This is a genomic window from Sphingomonas sp. LT1P40, from assembly GCF_036663835.1.
GTDB lineage: Bacteria > Pseudomonadota > Alphaproteobacteria > Sphingomonadales > Sphingomonadaceae > Sphingomonas.
In genome coordinates this window covers 855,980-871,419 of the sequence record NZ_JAXOJT010000001.1, presented here as the reverse complement: position 1 = coordinate 871,419, position 15,440 = coordinate 855,980, and the positions used below count along the sequence as shown (strand labels likewise).

General features: G+C 63.9%; 19 protein-coding genes. 9 read left to right on the top strand and 10 right to left on the bottom strand.

Going from position 1 to position 15,440, the window contains the following annotated elements:
* Positions 1-22 precede the first annotated feature (22 nt).
* From U1702_RS04180 to bfr, 3 genes are all read left to right on the top strand, one after another.
* Positions 23-1,297, top strand: a complete 1,275-nt coding sequence (locus U1702_RS04180) for a DUF418 domain-containing protein (RefSeq protein ID WP_332722328.1) — start codon at positions 23-25, stop codon at positions 1,295-1,297.
* A gap of 55 nt (positions 1,298-1,352) precedes the next feature.
* Positions 1,353-1,523, top strand: coding sequence for a (2Fe-2S)-binding protein (locus U1702_RS04175; RefSeq protein WP_300495269.1), 171 nt, complete (start codon positions 1,353-1,355; stop codon positions 1,521-1,523).
* 102 nt (positions 1,524-1,625) lie between these two features.
* Complete coding sequence (gene bfr, locus U1702_RS04170; protein ID WP_332722325.1) at positions 1,626-2,108, top strand: bacterioferritin; 483 nt, start codon at positions 1,626-1,628, stop codon at positions 2,106-2,108.
* A 173-nt stretch (positions 2,109-2,281) separates the two neighbouring features.
* On the opposite strand, the gene U1702_RS04165 is transcribed toward bfr, so the two are convergent.
* The 5 genes from U1702_RS04165 to panB all read right to left on the bottom strand — a co-directional run bounded on the left by U1702_RS04165 (position 2,282) and on the right by panB (position 7,363).
* Positions 2,282-2,695 carry an Hpt domain-containing protein gene (locus U1702_RS04165; protein WP_332722323.1) on the bottom strand — a complete coding sequence of 138 codons (414 nt, stop codon included), beginning with the start codon at positions 2,693-2,695 and terminating at the stop codon, positions 2,282-2,284.
* A 178-nt stretch (positions 2,696-2,873) separates the two neighbouring features.
* Complete coding sequence (gene der, locus U1702_RS04160; protein WP_332722321.1) at positions 2,874-4,241, bottom strand: ribosome biogenesis GTPase Der; 1,368 nt, start codon at positions 4,239-4,241, stop codon at positions 2,874-2,876.
* 178 nt (positions 4,242-4,419) lie between these two features.
* Complete coding sequence (locus U1702_RS04155; RefSeq protein ID WP_332722319.1) at positions 4,420-5,739, bottom strand: PQQ-like beta-propeller repeat protein; 1,320 nt, start codon at positions 5,737-5,739, stop codon at positions 4,420-4,422.
* Positions 5,736-6,440, bottom strand: a complete 705-nt coding sequence (locus U1702_RS04150) for a tetratricopeptide repeat protein (RefSeq protein ID WP_332722318.1) — start codon at positions 6,438-6,440, stop codon at positions 5,736-5,738. The genes U1702_RS04155 and U1702_RS04150 overlap by 4 nt, the downstream gene beginning before the upstream one ends.
* 62 nt (positions 6,441-6,502) lie before the next feature.
* Positions 6,503-7,363 carry a 3-methyl-2-oxobutanoate hydroxymethyltransferase gene (panB, locus tag U1702_RS04145; protein WP_332722316.1) on the bottom strand — a complete coding sequence of 287 codons (861 nt, stop codon included), beginning with the start codon at positions 7,361-7,363 and terminating at the stop codon, positions 6,503-6,505.
* 122 nt (positions 7,364-7,485) lie between these two features.
* On the opposite strand from panB, the gene U1702_RS04140 reads away from it, so the two are divergent.
* Genes U1702_RS04140 through U1702_RS04130 form a run of 3 tightly spaced genes read left to right on the top strand, consistent with a single transcriptional unit; the run spans position 7,486 to position 8,571 of the window.
* Positions 7,486-7,905 carry a hypothetical protein gene (locus U1702_RS04140; protein WP_332722314.1) on the top strand — a complete coding sequence of 140 codons (420 nt, stop codon included), beginning with the start codon at positions 7,486-7,488 and terminating at the stop codon, positions 7,903-7,905.
* Positions 7,902-8,363, top strand: coding sequence for a hypothetical protein (locus tag U1702_RS04135; RefSeq protein WP_332722312.1), 462 nt, complete (start codon positions 7,902-7,904; stop codon positions 8,361-8,363). The genes U1702_RS04140 and U1702_RS04135 overlap by 4 nt, the downstream gene beginning before the upstream one ends.
* Positions 8,356-8,571: a helix-turn-helix transcriptional regulator gene (locus U1702_RS04130; RefSeq protein WP_332722311.1), complete on the top strand. Its 216-nt coding sequence runs from the start codon at positions 8,356-8,358 to the stop codon at positions 8,569-8,571. Before U1702_RS04135 ends, U1702_RS04130 begins: the two co-directional genes overlap by 8 nt.
* A gap of 86 nt (positions 8,572-8,657) precedes the next feature.
* On the opposite strand, the gene U1702_RS04125 is transcribed toward U1702_RS04130, so the two are convergent.
* The 5 genes from U1702_RS04125 to guaA form a co-directional block, all read right to left on the bottom strand.
* The gene (locus U1702_RS04125; RefSeq protein ID WP_332722309.1) at positions 8,658-9,095 is read right to left on the bottom strand and encodes a hypothetical protein; all 438 of its coding nucleotides are present in this window, start codon (positions 9,093-9,095) and stop codon (positions 8,658-8,660) included.
* 69 nt (positions 9,096-9,164) lie between these two features.
* On the bottom strand, positions 9,165-9,509 hold the full coding sequence (locus U1702_RS04120; RefSeq protein WP_332722307.1) for an ArsC family reductase: 345 nt from the start codon (positions 9,507-9,509) through the stop codon (positions 9,165-9,167).
* A complete protein-coding gene (locus U1702_RS04115; protein ID WP_332722305.1) occupies positions 9,506-10,117 on the bottom strand; it encodes a hypothetical protein in 612 nt (203 codons plus the stop codon). Before U1702_RS04115 ends, U1702_RS04120 begins: the two co-directional genes overlap by 4 nt.
* 9 nt (positions 10,118-10,126) lie before the next feature.
* The gene (locus U1702_RS04110) at positions 10,127-11,023 is read right to left on the bottom strand and encodes a hypothetical protein (RefSeq protein ID WP_332722304.1); all 897 of its coding nucleotides are present in this window, start codon (positions 11,021-11,023) and stop codon (positions 10,127-10,129) included.
* The gene (gene guaA, locus U1702_RS04105) at positions 11,020-12,576 is read right to left on the bottom strand and encodes a glutamine-hydrolyzing GMP synthase (RefSeq protein WP_332722302.1); all 1,557 of its coding nucleotides are present in this window, start codon (positions 12,574-12,576) and stop codon (positions 11,020-11,022) included. Before guaA ends, U1702_RS04110 begins: the two co-directional genes overlap by 4 nt.
* A 248-nt stretch (positions 12,577-12,824) precedes the next feature.
* Between guaA and U1702_RS04100 the strand changes: the two genes are divergently transcribed.
* The 3 genes from U1702_RS04100 to U1702_RS04090 all read left to right on the top strand — a co-directional run bounded on the left by U1702_RS04100 (position 12,825) and on the right by U1702_RS04090 (position 15,242).
* Positions 12,825-13,403, top strand: coding sequence for a CHAP domain-containing protein (locus U1702_RS04100; RefSeq protein WP_332722301.1), 579 nt, complete (start codon positions 12,825-12,827; stop codon positions 13,401-13,403).
* Positions 13,404-13,696: 293 nt separating this feature from the next.
* A complete protein-coding gene (locus U1702_RS04095; RefSeq protein WP_332722299.1) occupies positions 13,697-14,875 on the top strand; it encodes a vWA domain-containing protein in 1,179 nt (392 codons plus the stop codon).
* Positions 14,876-14,942: 67 nt separating this feature from the next.
* Positions 14,943-15,242 (top strand): GIY-YIG nuclease family protein, encoded by a 300-nt coding sequence (locus tag U1702_RS04090; RefSeq protein ID WP_332722297.1) that lies wholly within the window; start codon positions 14,943-14,945, stop codon positions 15,240-15,242.
* Positions 15,243-15,440 lie beyond the last annotated feature (198 nt).

Genomic DNA, 15,440 nt, shown 5'->3' with positions numbered 1-15,440 from the left:
TCCCAACACGGGGGACTAACCGATGACGCCAGCTACAGACCGCATTCTGACGCTCGACACCGTGCGCGGCGTCGCCGTGATGGGCATATTGCTGCTCAATATCATCGCCTTCGCCATGCCGCAGGCGGCTTATATGAACCCCCGCGCCTATGGCGGATCGGACGGGATCGACCTCGCGGTCTGGGCGAGCAACTTCGTGTTTTTCGATGGCAAGATGCGCGGCCTGTTCTCGTTCCTGTTCGGTGCCTCGACCCTGCTGGTGATCGACGGCGCGATGGCCAAGGGTGAGAGTGCTGCGCGCGTCCATTATTCGCGCATGATCTGGCTGCTGGTGTTCGGCCTGCTCCACCTCTGGCTAATCTGGTGGGGCGATATCCTCAATCACTATGCCATTATCGGCATGATCGCCTTCGCCTTCCGCAACGCGCCGGTGAAGCGGCTAATCGGCATCGGCATCGCATTGCTCGTCCTCCATCTGCTGCTCAGCCTGTTCACGTTGCTGGGGCTGGAATTCTCCCGCGCCGGCCTGTCTGGCACCAATGCCGAGGTGGTGCGCCAGTCGCGCGAGATGATGGATGCCTTCAAACTCGGCTTCGGCATCCCCGGCGACGCGGCACTGACCGAAGCGATCGGCACCCATCGCGGCAGCTGGCTCGAAATCGCACGCGACCGGTTCAAGACCGCCGCATGGGGACCGTTGACGGGCCTATTCATGTTTGGCGCCGAGACGCTCGCCTATATGCTGTTCGGCATGGCCGCGTTCCGCTCGGGCATGCTCACCGGCGCATGGGATCGCCGCCGCTATATCCGCTGGGCCGCGATCGGTTTCGGCATCGGCATTCCTGCCTATGCCGCACTCGCTGCCTTCATGATCGCGTCGGACTTCTCGATGCGTTCGATCGTCCTGGGCGTACTCGTTCTGACCGTTCCGATCCGTCCCTTGATGATTATGGCGTGGGCCAGCCTGATCGTCCTGCTCATGCGCCCCGGCGGCATGCTCACCACGCGCATCGCCGCGGCGGGGCGCATGGCCTTCACCAATTATCTCGCCACCAGCCTGATCTGCACCACCCTCTTCTACGGCTATGGTCTGGGCTGGTATGGCGAGATGTCGCGCGCCGAAGTCTATTGGGTCGTGTTCGCCGTCTGGGCGCTGATCCTGCTGTGGTCGAAACCCTGGCTCGACCGTTTCGCCTACGGCCCGCTCGAATGGCTGTGGCGCAGCCTGTCGCGCGGAAGTTTGCAACCGATGTCCGCCGGTGCCCTTCCACGGTCAATTGCGAACGCAACGCAATAACCATTGCGAATCACTCGCACTCGCCTTAACTGTTGCGAAGAGCGAGAGGGTTCCGATGGTCGTCTGCGTCTGCAATGCAATTCGGGAGAAGGATGTGCGGGCCGCCGCGCGTGACGGCGCGATCAGCGCATGTCAGGCCTATCGCGCATTGGGTCGTCAGGCGAAATGCGGCCAGTGCGTCCCGTTTGCGCGAGCCATTATCGATGCGGAGCGTGCGGCTGCGTAGCGTTCGCAAGTCCTGAAACCCGCAGAAATCCGCCATTTTTCCGCTGTCTGAACGCGCCGATCCGCGCTATACCCGTGCCCGAAATATGGAGGCACGACGGCCATGAAGGGCGACGCAAAAGTCATCGACTATCTGAACGAGGTGCTCAAGAACGAGCTGACCGCGATCAACCAATATTGGCTGCATTACCGCATGCTCGATCATTGGGGCGTGAAGAAGCTCGCCGAGTTCGAGCGTCACGAATCGATCGACGAGATGAAGCATGCCGATTGGGTGGCGGAACGCATCCTGTTCCTCGACGGCCTGCCCAACTTCCAGCTGCTCGGCCGCCTGCGCATCGGCGAAACGGTCGAGGAAGTGCTGAAATCCGACCTCGAACTCGAATATGAAGCCGTCGGCGTGCTCAAGGACGCGATCGAGCACAGCGAAAAGGTCCGCGATTATGTCAGCCGCGACCTGTTCCGCCGCATCCTCGACAGCGAGGAAGAGCATGTCGACACGTTGGAAACCCAGTTCGAGATGATCGAACGCATGGGGATCCAAAACTACATCCAACTCAATTCAAAACCAGAAGAGGCTAGCTGAGAAACCAACCAACCTTTTAGCATGATGACATCACACTGATTTCCCCGTCACCCCGGGCTTGACCCGGGGTCCCGCTAACGGCGACCGGTCGAAGAAGCGGGACCCCGGGTCAAGCCCGGGGTGACGGCGGTTGGTTGAGGCTGAAGTCATCATGATCCAGCCTGTTGTAGCTCCTACTCCGCCCGCCGCCCAAATGCAGCCGGACGCCGCTCGACCAGCGGATTCGCCTCGCGCTCCAGCAACGCCAGCGTCGCCTCGAACAGCGGCCGCAGTTCCACGACATGCGGTAGCGCCTCGCTCGGCTCATAGCGGTTTTCGACGCAGTTGCGCGCGATCGCCTCGATCATCTCGGCACATTCGGCCAGCGGCTCGGCCCCGAACTGCGCCGATTCGCCCTTCAGCGTGTGCGCCGGAAGCACCAAAGCTGCGGAATTGCCGGACCGCATCGCCTCCTCGATCGCGGCGACCGATTTGACCCCGTCCTCGTGGAAATAACCCAAGATCCGAACGAAATTGGCACCCAGCTCCGACCGCGTCTGGGAGAATGCATTCCAGTCGACCAGTCTGTCCTGTTCCAGCAACGCCATTTCACCCTCCCGCGCTATGCGGTCTATCGGTGTCAATATGGGTATGTCGGTAAACAGAGCGTTGACGCAGCGTGCTTAATCGATCCGAAACGGCGCGACCTCATCGACAAAAACGAAGTGACTTCAGCATCCTGCGCCGCCTAAGTGCGAAAATTGCAACCGCCCGGACAAATATGCATCAATCCTTGTCGAACGGGTTCTTCGACGGCCGCATCGTCAGCCGCACTGGCACCGCGCCGAAATCGAACTCCTTGCGCATGCTGTTCACCAGATAGCGCTCATAGCTGGTCGGCAACAGGTCGACCCGCGTGCCGAACAGGATGAAGCTCGGTGGACGCGTCTTGGCCTGCGTCACGTAACGCGGCTTGATCCGTTTGCCGCCGGGCGCGGGCGGCGGGTTGGCCTCGATCGCGCGCTCGAACCAGCGGTTGAGCTGCCCGGTGGTAATCCGCCGCGACCACGCCTCGCGCGTCTCGAAGGCGACCTCCATCAGCTTGTCCAGGCCCTTGCCCGTCTCCGCCGACACCGTCAGCAACGGCACACCCTTCACCTGCGCCAGTCCCTCGGCGAGCGCACCCTTCACGCCATTGAATAGGCTTGAGGCGTCTTCGGCCACGTCCCATTTGTTGAGCGCGATCACCAGTGCGCGGCCCTCTTGCAGCACCTTGTCGGCGATCTTCAGGTCCTGCACCTCCAGCCCGCGTGTGGCATCGAGCAACAGCACCACGACCTCGGCAAAATCGACCGCGCGCAGCGCGTCGGCAACCGACATGCTTTCCAGCTTTTCCTGCACCTTGGCGCGCTTGCGCATGCCGGCGGTGTCGATCAGGCGGACAGGGCGCATATTGCCTTCCAGATCCTCCCACTCCCAGTCGATTGCGATGGAATCGCGGGTGATGCCCGCCTCCGGCCCGGTAATCAGCCGGTCCTGCCCCAACAGCCGGTTGATGAGCGTCGATTTGCCCGCATTGGGCCGCCCGACCACTGCCAGTTTCAGCGGCCCCTCATAGCCCTCCGACGTGGCGTCATCGTCCGCCTCATCCTCGCCCCGCTCGATATAGGGCAACAGCGCCTCGAACAGGTCCGCAATGCCCTCGCCATGTTCGGACGAAATCGCCACCGGATCGCCCAGCCCCAGCGCCATGGATTCCAGGATGCCGGGGTTGGCTAGCCGCCCTTCGGCCTTGTTCGCCAGCAGCACCACCGGCGTGCCCGAACTGCGCGCCCAGCGCGCGACTTCCTCGTCCAGCGGCATGATCCCCGCGCGCGCGTCGATCATGAACAGCGCGACGTCGGCTTCCTTGATCGCCATTTCGGTCTGTACGCGCATCCGCCCGGGCAGGGTCGCGGCATTCTCGTCCTCGAACCCGGCGGTGTCGATCACGCGAAAATCGATGCCGAGCAGATGCCCGTCGCCCTCGCGCCGGTCGCGGGTCACGCCCGGCTGGTCATCGACCAGCGCCAGGCGCTTGCCGACGAGGCGGTTGAACAGCGTCGATTTACCGACATTGGGACGGCCGATAATGGCAACGGTGGCACGGGACATGGGCGCCCTCTATCCCATGCGCGGCCTTAGGACCACTGGGTGTGTCGACATTCAGTTCAGACGGCGGCGAAAAGCGGGATCTTTCGAGCACCGGCGCGCAGCGTGCTTAAGGCACGTGAGCACCGGAGCGCAGAAAATCGCGCTTTGCAGCCCCGTCTGGGCTGAATGTCGATACACCCTAGCGCAATGCGATGATCTCGCCCTTGTCGGTCAGCACATACAACATGCCCGCCGCGACCAGCGGGCTCAGGCTGATGCTGTCCTTCAATTCGATCGGCGTACCCGCGCTGCCGTCGATCGGCGACACCGGCACCAGTTCGCCGCGCGAATTGGCCAGCCACAATTTGTTGCCCGCCAGCACCGGCCCGACCCAGGTGATCGGCCCCTTCTTGTCCTCGACGTCCTTGAACGCGCGCTGCTGTGCGATCCAGCGGATCTTGCCGCTGCCGCGCGCAATCGCCACCAGCCGCGCATCGTCGCTCATCACGAACAGCCACTCGCCCGCCACCCATGGCGTCGAGATGCCCGCGATATTCTGTTCCCACAGCCGCTGGCCGCTGGCCAGTTCGACCGCCGCGATGCGCCCGCCCTGTCCGACCGCATAGACGCGGCCCTGATCGATCACCGGTTCGGCATCGATATCCGCCAGGCTCGACACCGATGTCGAGATGGTCGAGCTCGACAGCGTGTCGGACCACAAGGAACGGCCATTTTCATAGCGATAAGCGTTCAGTTCGCCGGAGGAGAAGCCCGCGACGATCGTACCCTGTGCCGCCGCCGGTGCCGCCGCGCCGAACACGCCCTGCGATTCCAGCGTACCCGACTGGGTCCATGCAACCGTCCCGTCGGCCTGCGACAGCGCGAACAGCTGATTGTCCTGCGACACGATATAGATGTTGCCGTCGGCCACCGTCGGCGCACCGCGCAACGGACCGCCGGGCTTTTTGCGCCATACTTCGGTGCCGGCTGCGGCGTCGATCGCCACCACATCGCCCAGCCCGTTGGTCGCATAGACGCGCGCGCCATCGACGCTCACACCGCCGCCGAAACGCGCGCCCTTATTCTCGTCGCCGGTCGCGGTGGCAAGGCGCCAGCGCGACGCGCCGGTCGCGGCGTCGAACGCATGCACGACCCCGTCGGTATCCATCACGAACAGCGTGCCGCTGGCCACCACCGGTGCCGCCGCCAGACGCACCCGCCCGCTGGTGCCCGCGATCTTCGCGGTCCACACGCGCGACGGTGTCTCGCTCAGCGCCAGATGGCCCATCGCCTTGGACGCATTGCCGCCCGGTTGGCTCCACGCGGCATTGGTGTCGGCGGCGGGCAGCACCACCTGCACGTCGGCGATCGTCTTGTCGGCGACGATATTCGTCTCCGCCGCCAGGATCGCCACGCGCTCACCCAGCACCGGCGTCTTCTTGCCGCCCTTGAAGATACCGCACGCGCTAAGCGCAACCAGCGCCGCGACCGCGACGGAAACCCGAACCGACTTCATCATTTCGCCTTCTTGTCCTCACCCTCGTCCACGATCGCATCGACGCCTAGTACGCCCGCCATCTGAACCGCGCGTTGCCGGATTGCCCGCGGCACGCCCTCATCCTTCGCCAGTTCGCCGTACATCTTGCCGGCGTCCGTGCGTTTATTCTGTCGCAGATAGGCTGCGGCGACCATTTCGCCCGCGCTGCCGAACCACGCATTGTCCTTCACCGCCAGCCCTTTCAGGCGTTCGACCACCTGTTCGGGCTTCAGCGAATCATATTCGACACTGGTCTGGCGAACCAGCGCCAGGTCGCGGAATTCCTGCGGCACCTTCCTATCGGCCGCGATCGCGCCCAGAATCGCCGCGCCGCCCTTCAGGTCGTTCTTCTGCAACAGCACATCGGCTTGCGTAAAGCGCGCCACCGTGCCGAACCCGGCCGATCCCGACGCCGCCAGTTCCTTCAGCGGCGCTTCCGCCTCGGCCGCCTTGTTCTGGGTCAGCGATTTGAACGCCGCCTGATATTTGTCGCCCTGCACACCCTGCCGCTCTTCGCTATGGCTCTGCCAGTAAAGCCAGCCGCCGAACGCGATCAGCCCGGCGACGATCGCCGCGATGATCCAGCGTCCGTAATTCTGCCAGATGTGCAGCGCCTGATCCTTGCGAAGCTCTTCATCGACTTCACGCAGAAATGCGTCGTTGCTGTTGGGGCTCAGCGCCAAGGGAAACTCCAGTCAGGGTAGCGGTGCGACCTCTTAGCCGCGCTCACGCAGAAACAAAACTATCAATCCTTGGGCTTATAGACCTGTTCGTCGCCGGGAAAGCTCCGGCTGCGCACCTCGTCCGCATAGGTCGCAACCGCGGCGGAAATGCGGCCCGCCATATCATCATACTTCTTCACAAAGCGCGCCGTCCGCTCGAACAGGCCCAGCATGTCCTCGGTCACCAGCACCTGTCCGTCGCACTGCGCGGACGCCCCGATTCCGATCACGGGGCACGACACCGCCGCGACGATCTCGTTCGCCAGCGTCTCGACCACGCCCTCGGCAACGATCCCGAACGCGCCCGCCTCGGCAATCGCCTTGGCATCGCCGATGATCTTGGCGAACTCGGCATTGCCCCGCCCCCGCGCGCCATAGCCGCCCAGCGCGTTCACCGCCTGTGGCGTCAACCCGACATGCCCCATCACCGGAATGCCACGCTTGGTCAGGAACGCGACGGTCTCCGCCATCGCCTCCCCGCCCTCCAGCTTCACGCCAGCAGCCCCCGTCTCCGCCATGATCCGCGATGCGGAAGTGAACGCCTGTTCCGGACTCGCCTCGTAACTGCCGAACGGCATGTCGATGATGACCACCGCGTGATAGCTACCGCGCACCACCGCCGCGCCATGCGCGCACATCATCTCCAGCGTCACCGCCAGCGTCGATGGCAGCCCGTAAATCACCTGCCCCAGACTGTCGCCGACCAGCAGCATGTCGCAATGCGGGTCAAGCAATTGCGCCATCCGCGCGGTGTACGCCGTCAGCATCACCACCGGCTCCTTCCCCTTGCGGTTCTGTATCGCAGGAACAGTCAACCGCTTCATCGGTGCCGGGGTCGGCGTCGCGCGGCTGGTGGCGGTATCGATCGTGAAGGTCGTGGACATGGCCGCGCGATACCGCCCGTCAGCGGCCTGCGCCAGCAATAAGCGAAGGCCGTGACAAATCATATTGACTTCATGTTATATATATCTAACATTGAGTCGAGTTTGAATAACAGGAGGCCGGAATGGCATTCAGGGAAAAAATCGCATGGGCGGCGTTCATCACCACTGTGATCGCATGGGGTGGCTATTTCGCGGTGGTCGTCAGCCAGTCAGGGCAAACCTCGCACAGCGCATATCTGTTCTGGCTATTCATCGCCGCCACCGGGGCACAGGCGGTGCTGATGGCGGCCGCCGCGATCATCTGGTCGATCCGCGCGCCGGGCGAGGCCAACGCCAAACCCGACGAACGCGACCGCGCGGTGGCGCAGCGCGCGACCGGCATCGCCTATCTCGTCATCATCCTGGCGCTGGTCGGCGTGATCGTGTGGCTGCACTTCGGTCTGCACGGCCGCAACACCGTCTTCGCGCTGATCGGTGTGTTCATGCTGGCCGAAGCGGCGCGCTTCGGTGCGCAGGCAATCGGTTATCGGAGCGCCGCATGATGCTCGCAACCGCACAGGAGAACCCGATGGCCTATCGTGAGCGACTCGCCTGGCTGGAACTGACGGGCATGCTGATCGCCTATGGCGGCTATTTCATCGCGGTCGGGTTCGTCGATCCGGTCGCGGGCAGAATGGAAACACTGACCTATGTCGCCCTGTTCGGCGCCGCTACCATCGCACGGCTGCTGATCCTCGGCACCGGCTGGCTGATCCTGCGAGCCCAGATGGGCAGCGAAGCGCGCGCCAGACCCGACGAGCGCGACCGGGCAATCGCCCGACGCGGTGCCAGTGTCGGCTATTATGTCCTGCTTTCGCTGATGCTGTGGGTCGGCGTGGTCATGCCGTTGATCGACACGGGTTGGGCAGTCGCCAATTCCGCGCTCGCCGCCATCGTGATCGCCGAAATCGTGCGGGAGGCGGTCGCCGTCATCAGCTACCGGCGTGGCTGGCATGGCTAACCCCCCGATCAGCAACCAGATCCGCACGCTGCGTTTCATGGCGGGCGAAATGACGCAGGCCGATCTCGGCGACCGCGTCGGCGTCACGCGCCAGACCATCGCCGCGATCGAGCAGGGCAAATACTCCCCCACGCTGGAAACCGCTTTCCGCATCGCGCGCGTGTTCGACAAGCCGCTGGAAGAAGTTTTCCAGTGGGAGGAGCAATAGACCGGACTTGCCGTCACAAATCCGGTCATCCCGCGCCGGCGCGTGGGTTCGGGGTCACGGGCAGCCGCCCGTGGCCCCGAATATGCTCAGCCGATCCAGGCGCGTCCGCGTGCCATCGCAGCAAACCACAGTTGGAACGCCCCGACGACGAACACCAGTGCCGGGAAATAGGTCGTCCAAACACCCTTCACCGCGATCAACTCAGTGGCGAGAAAGATGTAACCGAACATCACGACCACCGCGACCAGCGACACGGCATAGAGTGTTACCGCCCATTTCGACTTGGCGAGCAAAGCGATCGACCCGAGCAGCCCGGTCACCACCGCGATGGCATAGACAACCCGCTGCCACGTCTGTTCCGCCGCATAATATTCACGGTCCCAGTCGGTCGCATTTGGATCGAGCGCAGGGCCATAAACCATATGCGCATAGAAGGACGCACACCCCATCAGCCCCCACAGCAACAGGATTACCGCGACGACGGTAAACCAGACGGGCACTTTTTGCGTGAAACCATTGGCCATCGGACCTCTCCCTTCGGTCGTTCGATGGCGCGCAACCTACCCTAAACGAAGTGTTTGCCAATCGTTTCGTTACAGGAACGCTTCGGCATAAGCTTCAGGCCTGAACCCCACCAGCACGCCACCGCGATATTCGGCCACGGGTCGCTTTATCAGCGACGGCTGCGCCTCCATCAGCCGAAGCGCCTTGGCCGCGTCGATCTCGGCCTTGTCCGCCTCGTTCAGCTTGCGAAACGTCGTCCCCGCGCGGTTGAGCAGCTTCTCCCACCCCGCCTGCTCCGCCCAGCGCGCCAGCCGTGCCGGGTCCGCGCCTTCCTTCTTATAGTCGTGAAACTCATAGGCGATGCGGTTGGCGTCGAGCCACACCCGCGCTTTCTTCACCGTGTCGCAATTGGGGATGCCGTACAGCGCGATCATCGGAACAGGCACACCTGCCCGGACCACAACGCGGTCACTTTCGCCTGATCGCCTGCCCCATCAAGCAACCCCGACAATGTCCCATTCTCCGTGCTGAACTCACGGCCCAGCGTGCTGTCAGGCTGGTCGCTGATCGCCAGCGCATCCGCCACTTCGCTGCGCACTGACCCGATTCCCGTGCCCGACGCGGTCGTCACCCGGCTTTTCGCATCGTCCAGAAACCAGCCGACGAGCTTGCCCTCCTGAAACCACAAGGCCGGTCCGCCCTTGAACTTGGCATAGTCCATCGCCCCCTCGCCGCACTCGCGGTTGACCCCGCTCTCGACCGGCGCATCCAGCGCGCGGCCAACCGCAGTCAGCACGACATCCTTCTCCGCCCCGAACGCCAGTTCGCGCGACGATCCGCTCTTGGCGTCGACCAGCGCGATCGCGCCCGGCGCGACATTCAGCAACGGCCGCGCGGGCAGTTCACCCGGTACGGGCTTGGACGAAATCTTCGGAGCATCCTGCGTCACCGTCAAATTCCCCGTTTCCGCATTGTCCGCCGGAGCCGCCCCGGCACAGCCGGCCACCGCCGCCAGTCCCGCCATCATCGCCACTATCCGCACGATATTCTCCTATCCCCGGATCGCAGCCTCAAGCCGCTTTCCCTCATCGTCGATCCGGTCATAGCCCCAAAGTCGCGGCGTCGCGAACAGCTTCACCGCCCGCGCCAGCGCCGCGCATTGCTCGAAATGCCAGCGCGTCAGCCCCATCGTCGCCAGATATTCGCCGCGATAGGTCTGCGCCATCAACGCCGCCATCGCCGCCGCGCCACTCATCGCCTCGCGCGCGGGAGGAATATCCCCCTCCGCCCGCGCCAGCAAATTCACCTCCCGCAGCGGGATCGCATCGGCACTGCCCTGCGCCACCACCGGCACATGATATTTGTCCAGCCCCTCGATCGCCACGTCCAGCGCGTCGCGCTCATGCCCGAACGCCACCGCCGCCTCGCCCCACAGCTTCAGCCGCGGCAGCCCCGGCCAGGTCACCGCGCGCCCATCGGCGACCCGCACCGCGCACACATCGTCGCACAGCACCGGATAGCCCGCGCGCGCAAACCACGCCGCCAGCGTCGATTTGCCCGCCCCCGAATCCCCGGCAAACGCCACCGCCCCGCCATTCACGACCACGGCATTGGCATGGAGCAACAGCAACCCGCGTTGAAAACACAAGATGCCCAGCGCCGAACCCAGCAAAAACAACCGCAAATTACGTTCCGACCCGCCCGCGATCGGCTCAACCACGATCTCACGCCCGCCGGTCACGAGATAGCGCGCCGTCCGCGGAATGCTCAGCAACACCCGGTCGCCCGCAACCTGAATCCCGTGCGGCCCACGCTCGGCCCTGTCGATCGCTTCGGGCACCGCGCCCAACCGGATCGCCACCGCCGGCCGGTCATCCTCAGCCTCAGCCAATTCCTTCAGCTCGACCTCGGACTCCAGCCGAAAGTCGAAACAGGAATAGCTGTTCACTCCCACTCAATCGTCCCAGGCGGCTTCGAGGTATAATCGTAAACCACCCGATTGACCCCCTTCACCTCGTTGACGATCCGCGTCGCCACGCGGGTCAGGAAGCTCGCGTCGAACGGATAGACATCCGCCGTCATCCCATCGGTCGATGTCACCGCACGCAGCCCGCACACGCTCTCATAGGTCCGCCCGTCGCCCATCACGCCGACCGTCTTGACCGGCAACAGCACCGCGAACGCCTGCCAGATCGCGTCGTACAATCCGGCGTTGCGGATTTCCTCCAGATACACCGCATCCGCCTTGCGCAGAATGTCACAGCGTTCCTTGGTCACTTCGCCCGGAATGCGGATCGCGAGGCCGGGTCCGGGGAACGGATGCCGCCCCACGAAAATCTCCGGCAGCCCCAATTCGCGCCCTAGCGCACGCACCTCGTCCTTGAACAATTCGCGCAGCGGCTCGACCAGCTTCATGTTCATGCGCTCGGGAAGCCCGCCGACATTATGGTGGCTCTTGATCGTTACCGAAGGGCCACCGGTGAACGACACGCTCTCGATCACATCCGGGTACAGCGTCCCCTGCGCCAGGAAATCCGCCCCGCCGATCTTCTTCGCCTCGTCCTCGAACACCTCGATAAACGTCTTGCCGATGAACTTCCGCTTCGCCTCGGGATCGGTGACTCCGGCGAGCCCGTTCAGGAACAGCGTCTCCGCGTTCACATGGATCAGCGGGATGTTGTAATGCCCGCGGAACAGCGACACGACCTGCTCGCTCTCGCCCGCGCGCATCAGCCCGTGATCGACATACACGCAGGTCAGCTGCTCGCCAATCGCCTCATGGATCAGCACTGCCGCCACCGCCGAATCGACGCCACCGGACAACCCGCAGATCACGCGACCCGAACCCACCTGCTTGCGGATTTCGTCGATCTTCGCCTGGCGGAACTCCGCCATCGTCCAGTCGCCCTTGAGGCCACAGACATGCCGCACGAAATTCGCCAGCAGCTTGCCGCCATCGGGGGTGTGCACCACCTCGGGGTGGAACTGCATCGCGTAGTAGCGCCGCTCGTCGTCGGCGATCACGGCGTACGGCGCGCCCGCGCTCGCCGCGACCGGGCGGAAGCCGGGGGCCAGCGCCGTCACCTTGTCGCCATGGCTCATCCACACCTGATGCGTTTCGCCCTCGGCCCACATGCCGTTGAACAGCGCGCAATCATCGCCGATCTCGATGAACGCCCGGCCAAACTCGCCACCATCGCCGCTGCTCACCGCCCCGCCCAACTGCTGCATCAGCACTTGCTGCCCATAGCAAATGCCCAACAGTGGCAGCCCGCTCTCCAGGATCACGTCCGGCACGCGCGGCGATTCGTCGTCCAGCACCGATGCCGGCGACCCCGACAGGATCACTCCACCCGGCTTCATTCGCTCAAACGCTTCGGCGGCGGTCGTGAACGGCGCGATCTCGCTATAGACCCCCGCCTCCCGCACGCGCCGCGCGATCAGCTGAGTCACCTGGCTACCGAAATCGACGATGAGGATGGATTCGCTGGGGCCTGTCATGGCGGGTCGATAGGAAGCTGTGCGGGGTGTGTAAAGCGTCACAATCCTCCCCCGCCAGGGGGAGGTGTCAGGCGCAGCCTGACGGAGGGGGAGGATGCCAGAACGAGCGTTGTGCTTCCTCCCCCTCCGTCGCTTCGCGCCACCTCCCCCTGGCGGGGGAGGAAAGGTCACTCACCCATTCATGGTCACCACCCCCTTAACCCCACCCGCAAACCATTCCTCAGCGCCTGACCCGCTATCCCGGCAACATGAAGTCGAACCGGACCCCCCGCCGGATCGGACTCACGATGCTCGGTGCCGCATTCCTCCTCGCGGCACCGACATCGGCGTCGATCCTGAACTATGTTGGTGAATGCGTGCCCTTTGCGCGCCAGGTTTCCGGCATCCAGATCTGGGGTGACGCCTGGACCTGGTGGAGCCAAGCCGGCAGCAAATATCAGCGCGGCGACACCCCTGAAGTCGGCGCCGTCGTCGCCTTCGCCAAATCCCGCCCGCTCCCCCTCGGCCACGTCTCGGTCGTCAGCCGCGTGATCGAACCGCGCGTGGTCATGGTCACCCACGCCAATTGGTCGCGCTTCGACGGCAAGCGCGGGCAAGTCGAACAGGACGTCACCCTCCACGACGTCTCCCCGCGCGGCGACTGGACGCAAGTGAAGGTCTGGTATCGCGACACCCGCGGCCTCGGCAGCACCACCTATCCCGTCCATGGCTTCATCTATGGCCGCCCGGCCAGCGGCACCAAACTGGCGCGCGCCCGCCCCGCCCCCGAGCTGACGGGCCGCAGCCCGGATTATGTAGGCTCCCTGATCGACGCCTACGCGCGGTAAAACCCGACCCCAACCTCCATTCCCGTCACCCCGGGCTTGACCCGGGGTCCCGCTTCTTCGACCGGGCAAGGCAGCGGGACCCCGGGTCGAGCCCGGGGTGACGGAGGAAGTGGGTGGACGTCAGCCCCAACCCCCGCCAAACTCCCCACAATGGGTGGCCCGCCATTTCGCTCAGGTGGAGCCGAGAAGTGTGAAATTCGAGCACCGGAGCGCAGCGTGCTTAAGGCACTTGAGCACCGGAGCACAGAATTTCGCGCTTCGCAGGCCCGCATGAGTGGAATGGCGGGTCGCCCATGTTTTTCTCCTTCATCGACGAACTCCGCGCCGCCGGCATCCAGGCCAGCCTGAAGGAGCACCTCGTCCTGCTCGAAGCGCTCGACCGCGACGTCATCGACCGCACGCCGGAGGCCTTCTACTATCTCGCCCGCACCACCTTCGTGAAGGACGAAGGCCTGCTCGACCGCTTCGATCAGGTCTTCGCCAAAGTCTTTCGCGGCATCGCCACCACTTTCGGCACGCAAACCGCCGAAATCCCCGAGGACTGGCTCAAAGCCGTCGCCGAAAAATATCTGACGCCCGAGGAGATGGCCGCAATCAAATCGCTCGGCGACTGGGACGAGATCATGGAGACGCTCAAAAAGCGGCTCGAAGAACAACAGGGCCGTCATCAGGGCGGCAACAAATGGGTCGGTACCGGCGGCACATCCCCCTACGGTAATTCAGGCTATAACCCGGAGGGCGTCCGCATCGGCGGCGAAAGCCAGCACAAACGCGCCCTCAAAGTCTGGGATCAGCGCGAGTTCAAGAACCTCGACTCAACCCGCGAACTCGGCACCCGCAATATCAAGGTCGCGATGCGCCGCCTGCGCCGTTTCGCCCGTGATGGGGCGGCCGACGAACTCGACATCGACGCCACGATCAACGGCACCGCGCGCCAGGGCTGGCTCGACATCCACATGCGCCCCGAACGCCACAATGCGGTCAAGCTCCTCCTCTTCCTCGACGTCGGCGGATCGATGGACCCGTGGGTCAAGCTCTGCGAAGAATTGTTCAGCGCCGCGACGTCAGAATTCAAAAACCTCGAATTCTTCTACTTCCACAACTGCCTCTACGAAGGCGTGTGGAAGGACAATCGCCGCCGCTTTCAGGAGCGCACCCCCACCTGGGACGTGCTCCACAAATTCGGCCACGACTATAAAGTGATCTTCGTCGGCGACGCCTCCATGTCCCCCTACGAAATCACCCACCCCGGCGGCTCGGTCGAACATTATAACGAGGAAGCGGGCAGCAGCTGGATGCAACGCCTGACCAACACCTATCCCGCCACGGTGTGGCTGAACCCGATTCCGGAAGAACAATGGGGCTATTCCCAATCCGTCCGCATCGTGAAGGAACTGGTGAACGACCGCATGTACCCACTGACGCTGGCCGGACTGGACGACGCGATGCGGGAATTGGGGCGGAAGGCCTAGTCAACCTTACCCAACCTATCGTCATCCCGGGCTTGACCCGGGACCCAGCTTCTACTTCCATCGACCGATGGATCGGGAACCACAGGGCGGCTGGGTTTACATCATGGCCAACCGCTATCGCGGCACGATGTATGTCGGTGTGACCTCACACATCGCAGCTCGTGTTCACCAACACCGCAATGGCGAGGGGTCCGACTTTTGCGCGAAACACGGCCTGACTCGCCTCGTCTGGGCCGAACGCGGCGACGACATCGTCGCCTGCGTCGAGCATGAAAAGCGGGTGAAACGCTGGCGTCGAGAATGGAAATTCGAGCTGATCAAGCGGGGGAATCCCGACTGGCGCGATCTCTATGACGAACTGGCGTGAAGGCAGCTAGGCCCCGGCTCAAGGCCGGGGTGACGACAAGGGGGATGCCAATGCAACCCGATAAGTTCTCAGCGCACCCACACCCTTCGTCATCCCGGGCTTGACCCGGGACCCAGCTTCTTCTTCCTCGCATCAAATGAAGGGCAAGGCGGTGTCATCAACCAGCACCAATCCAACACCTTGAAATGTTGGATTTCA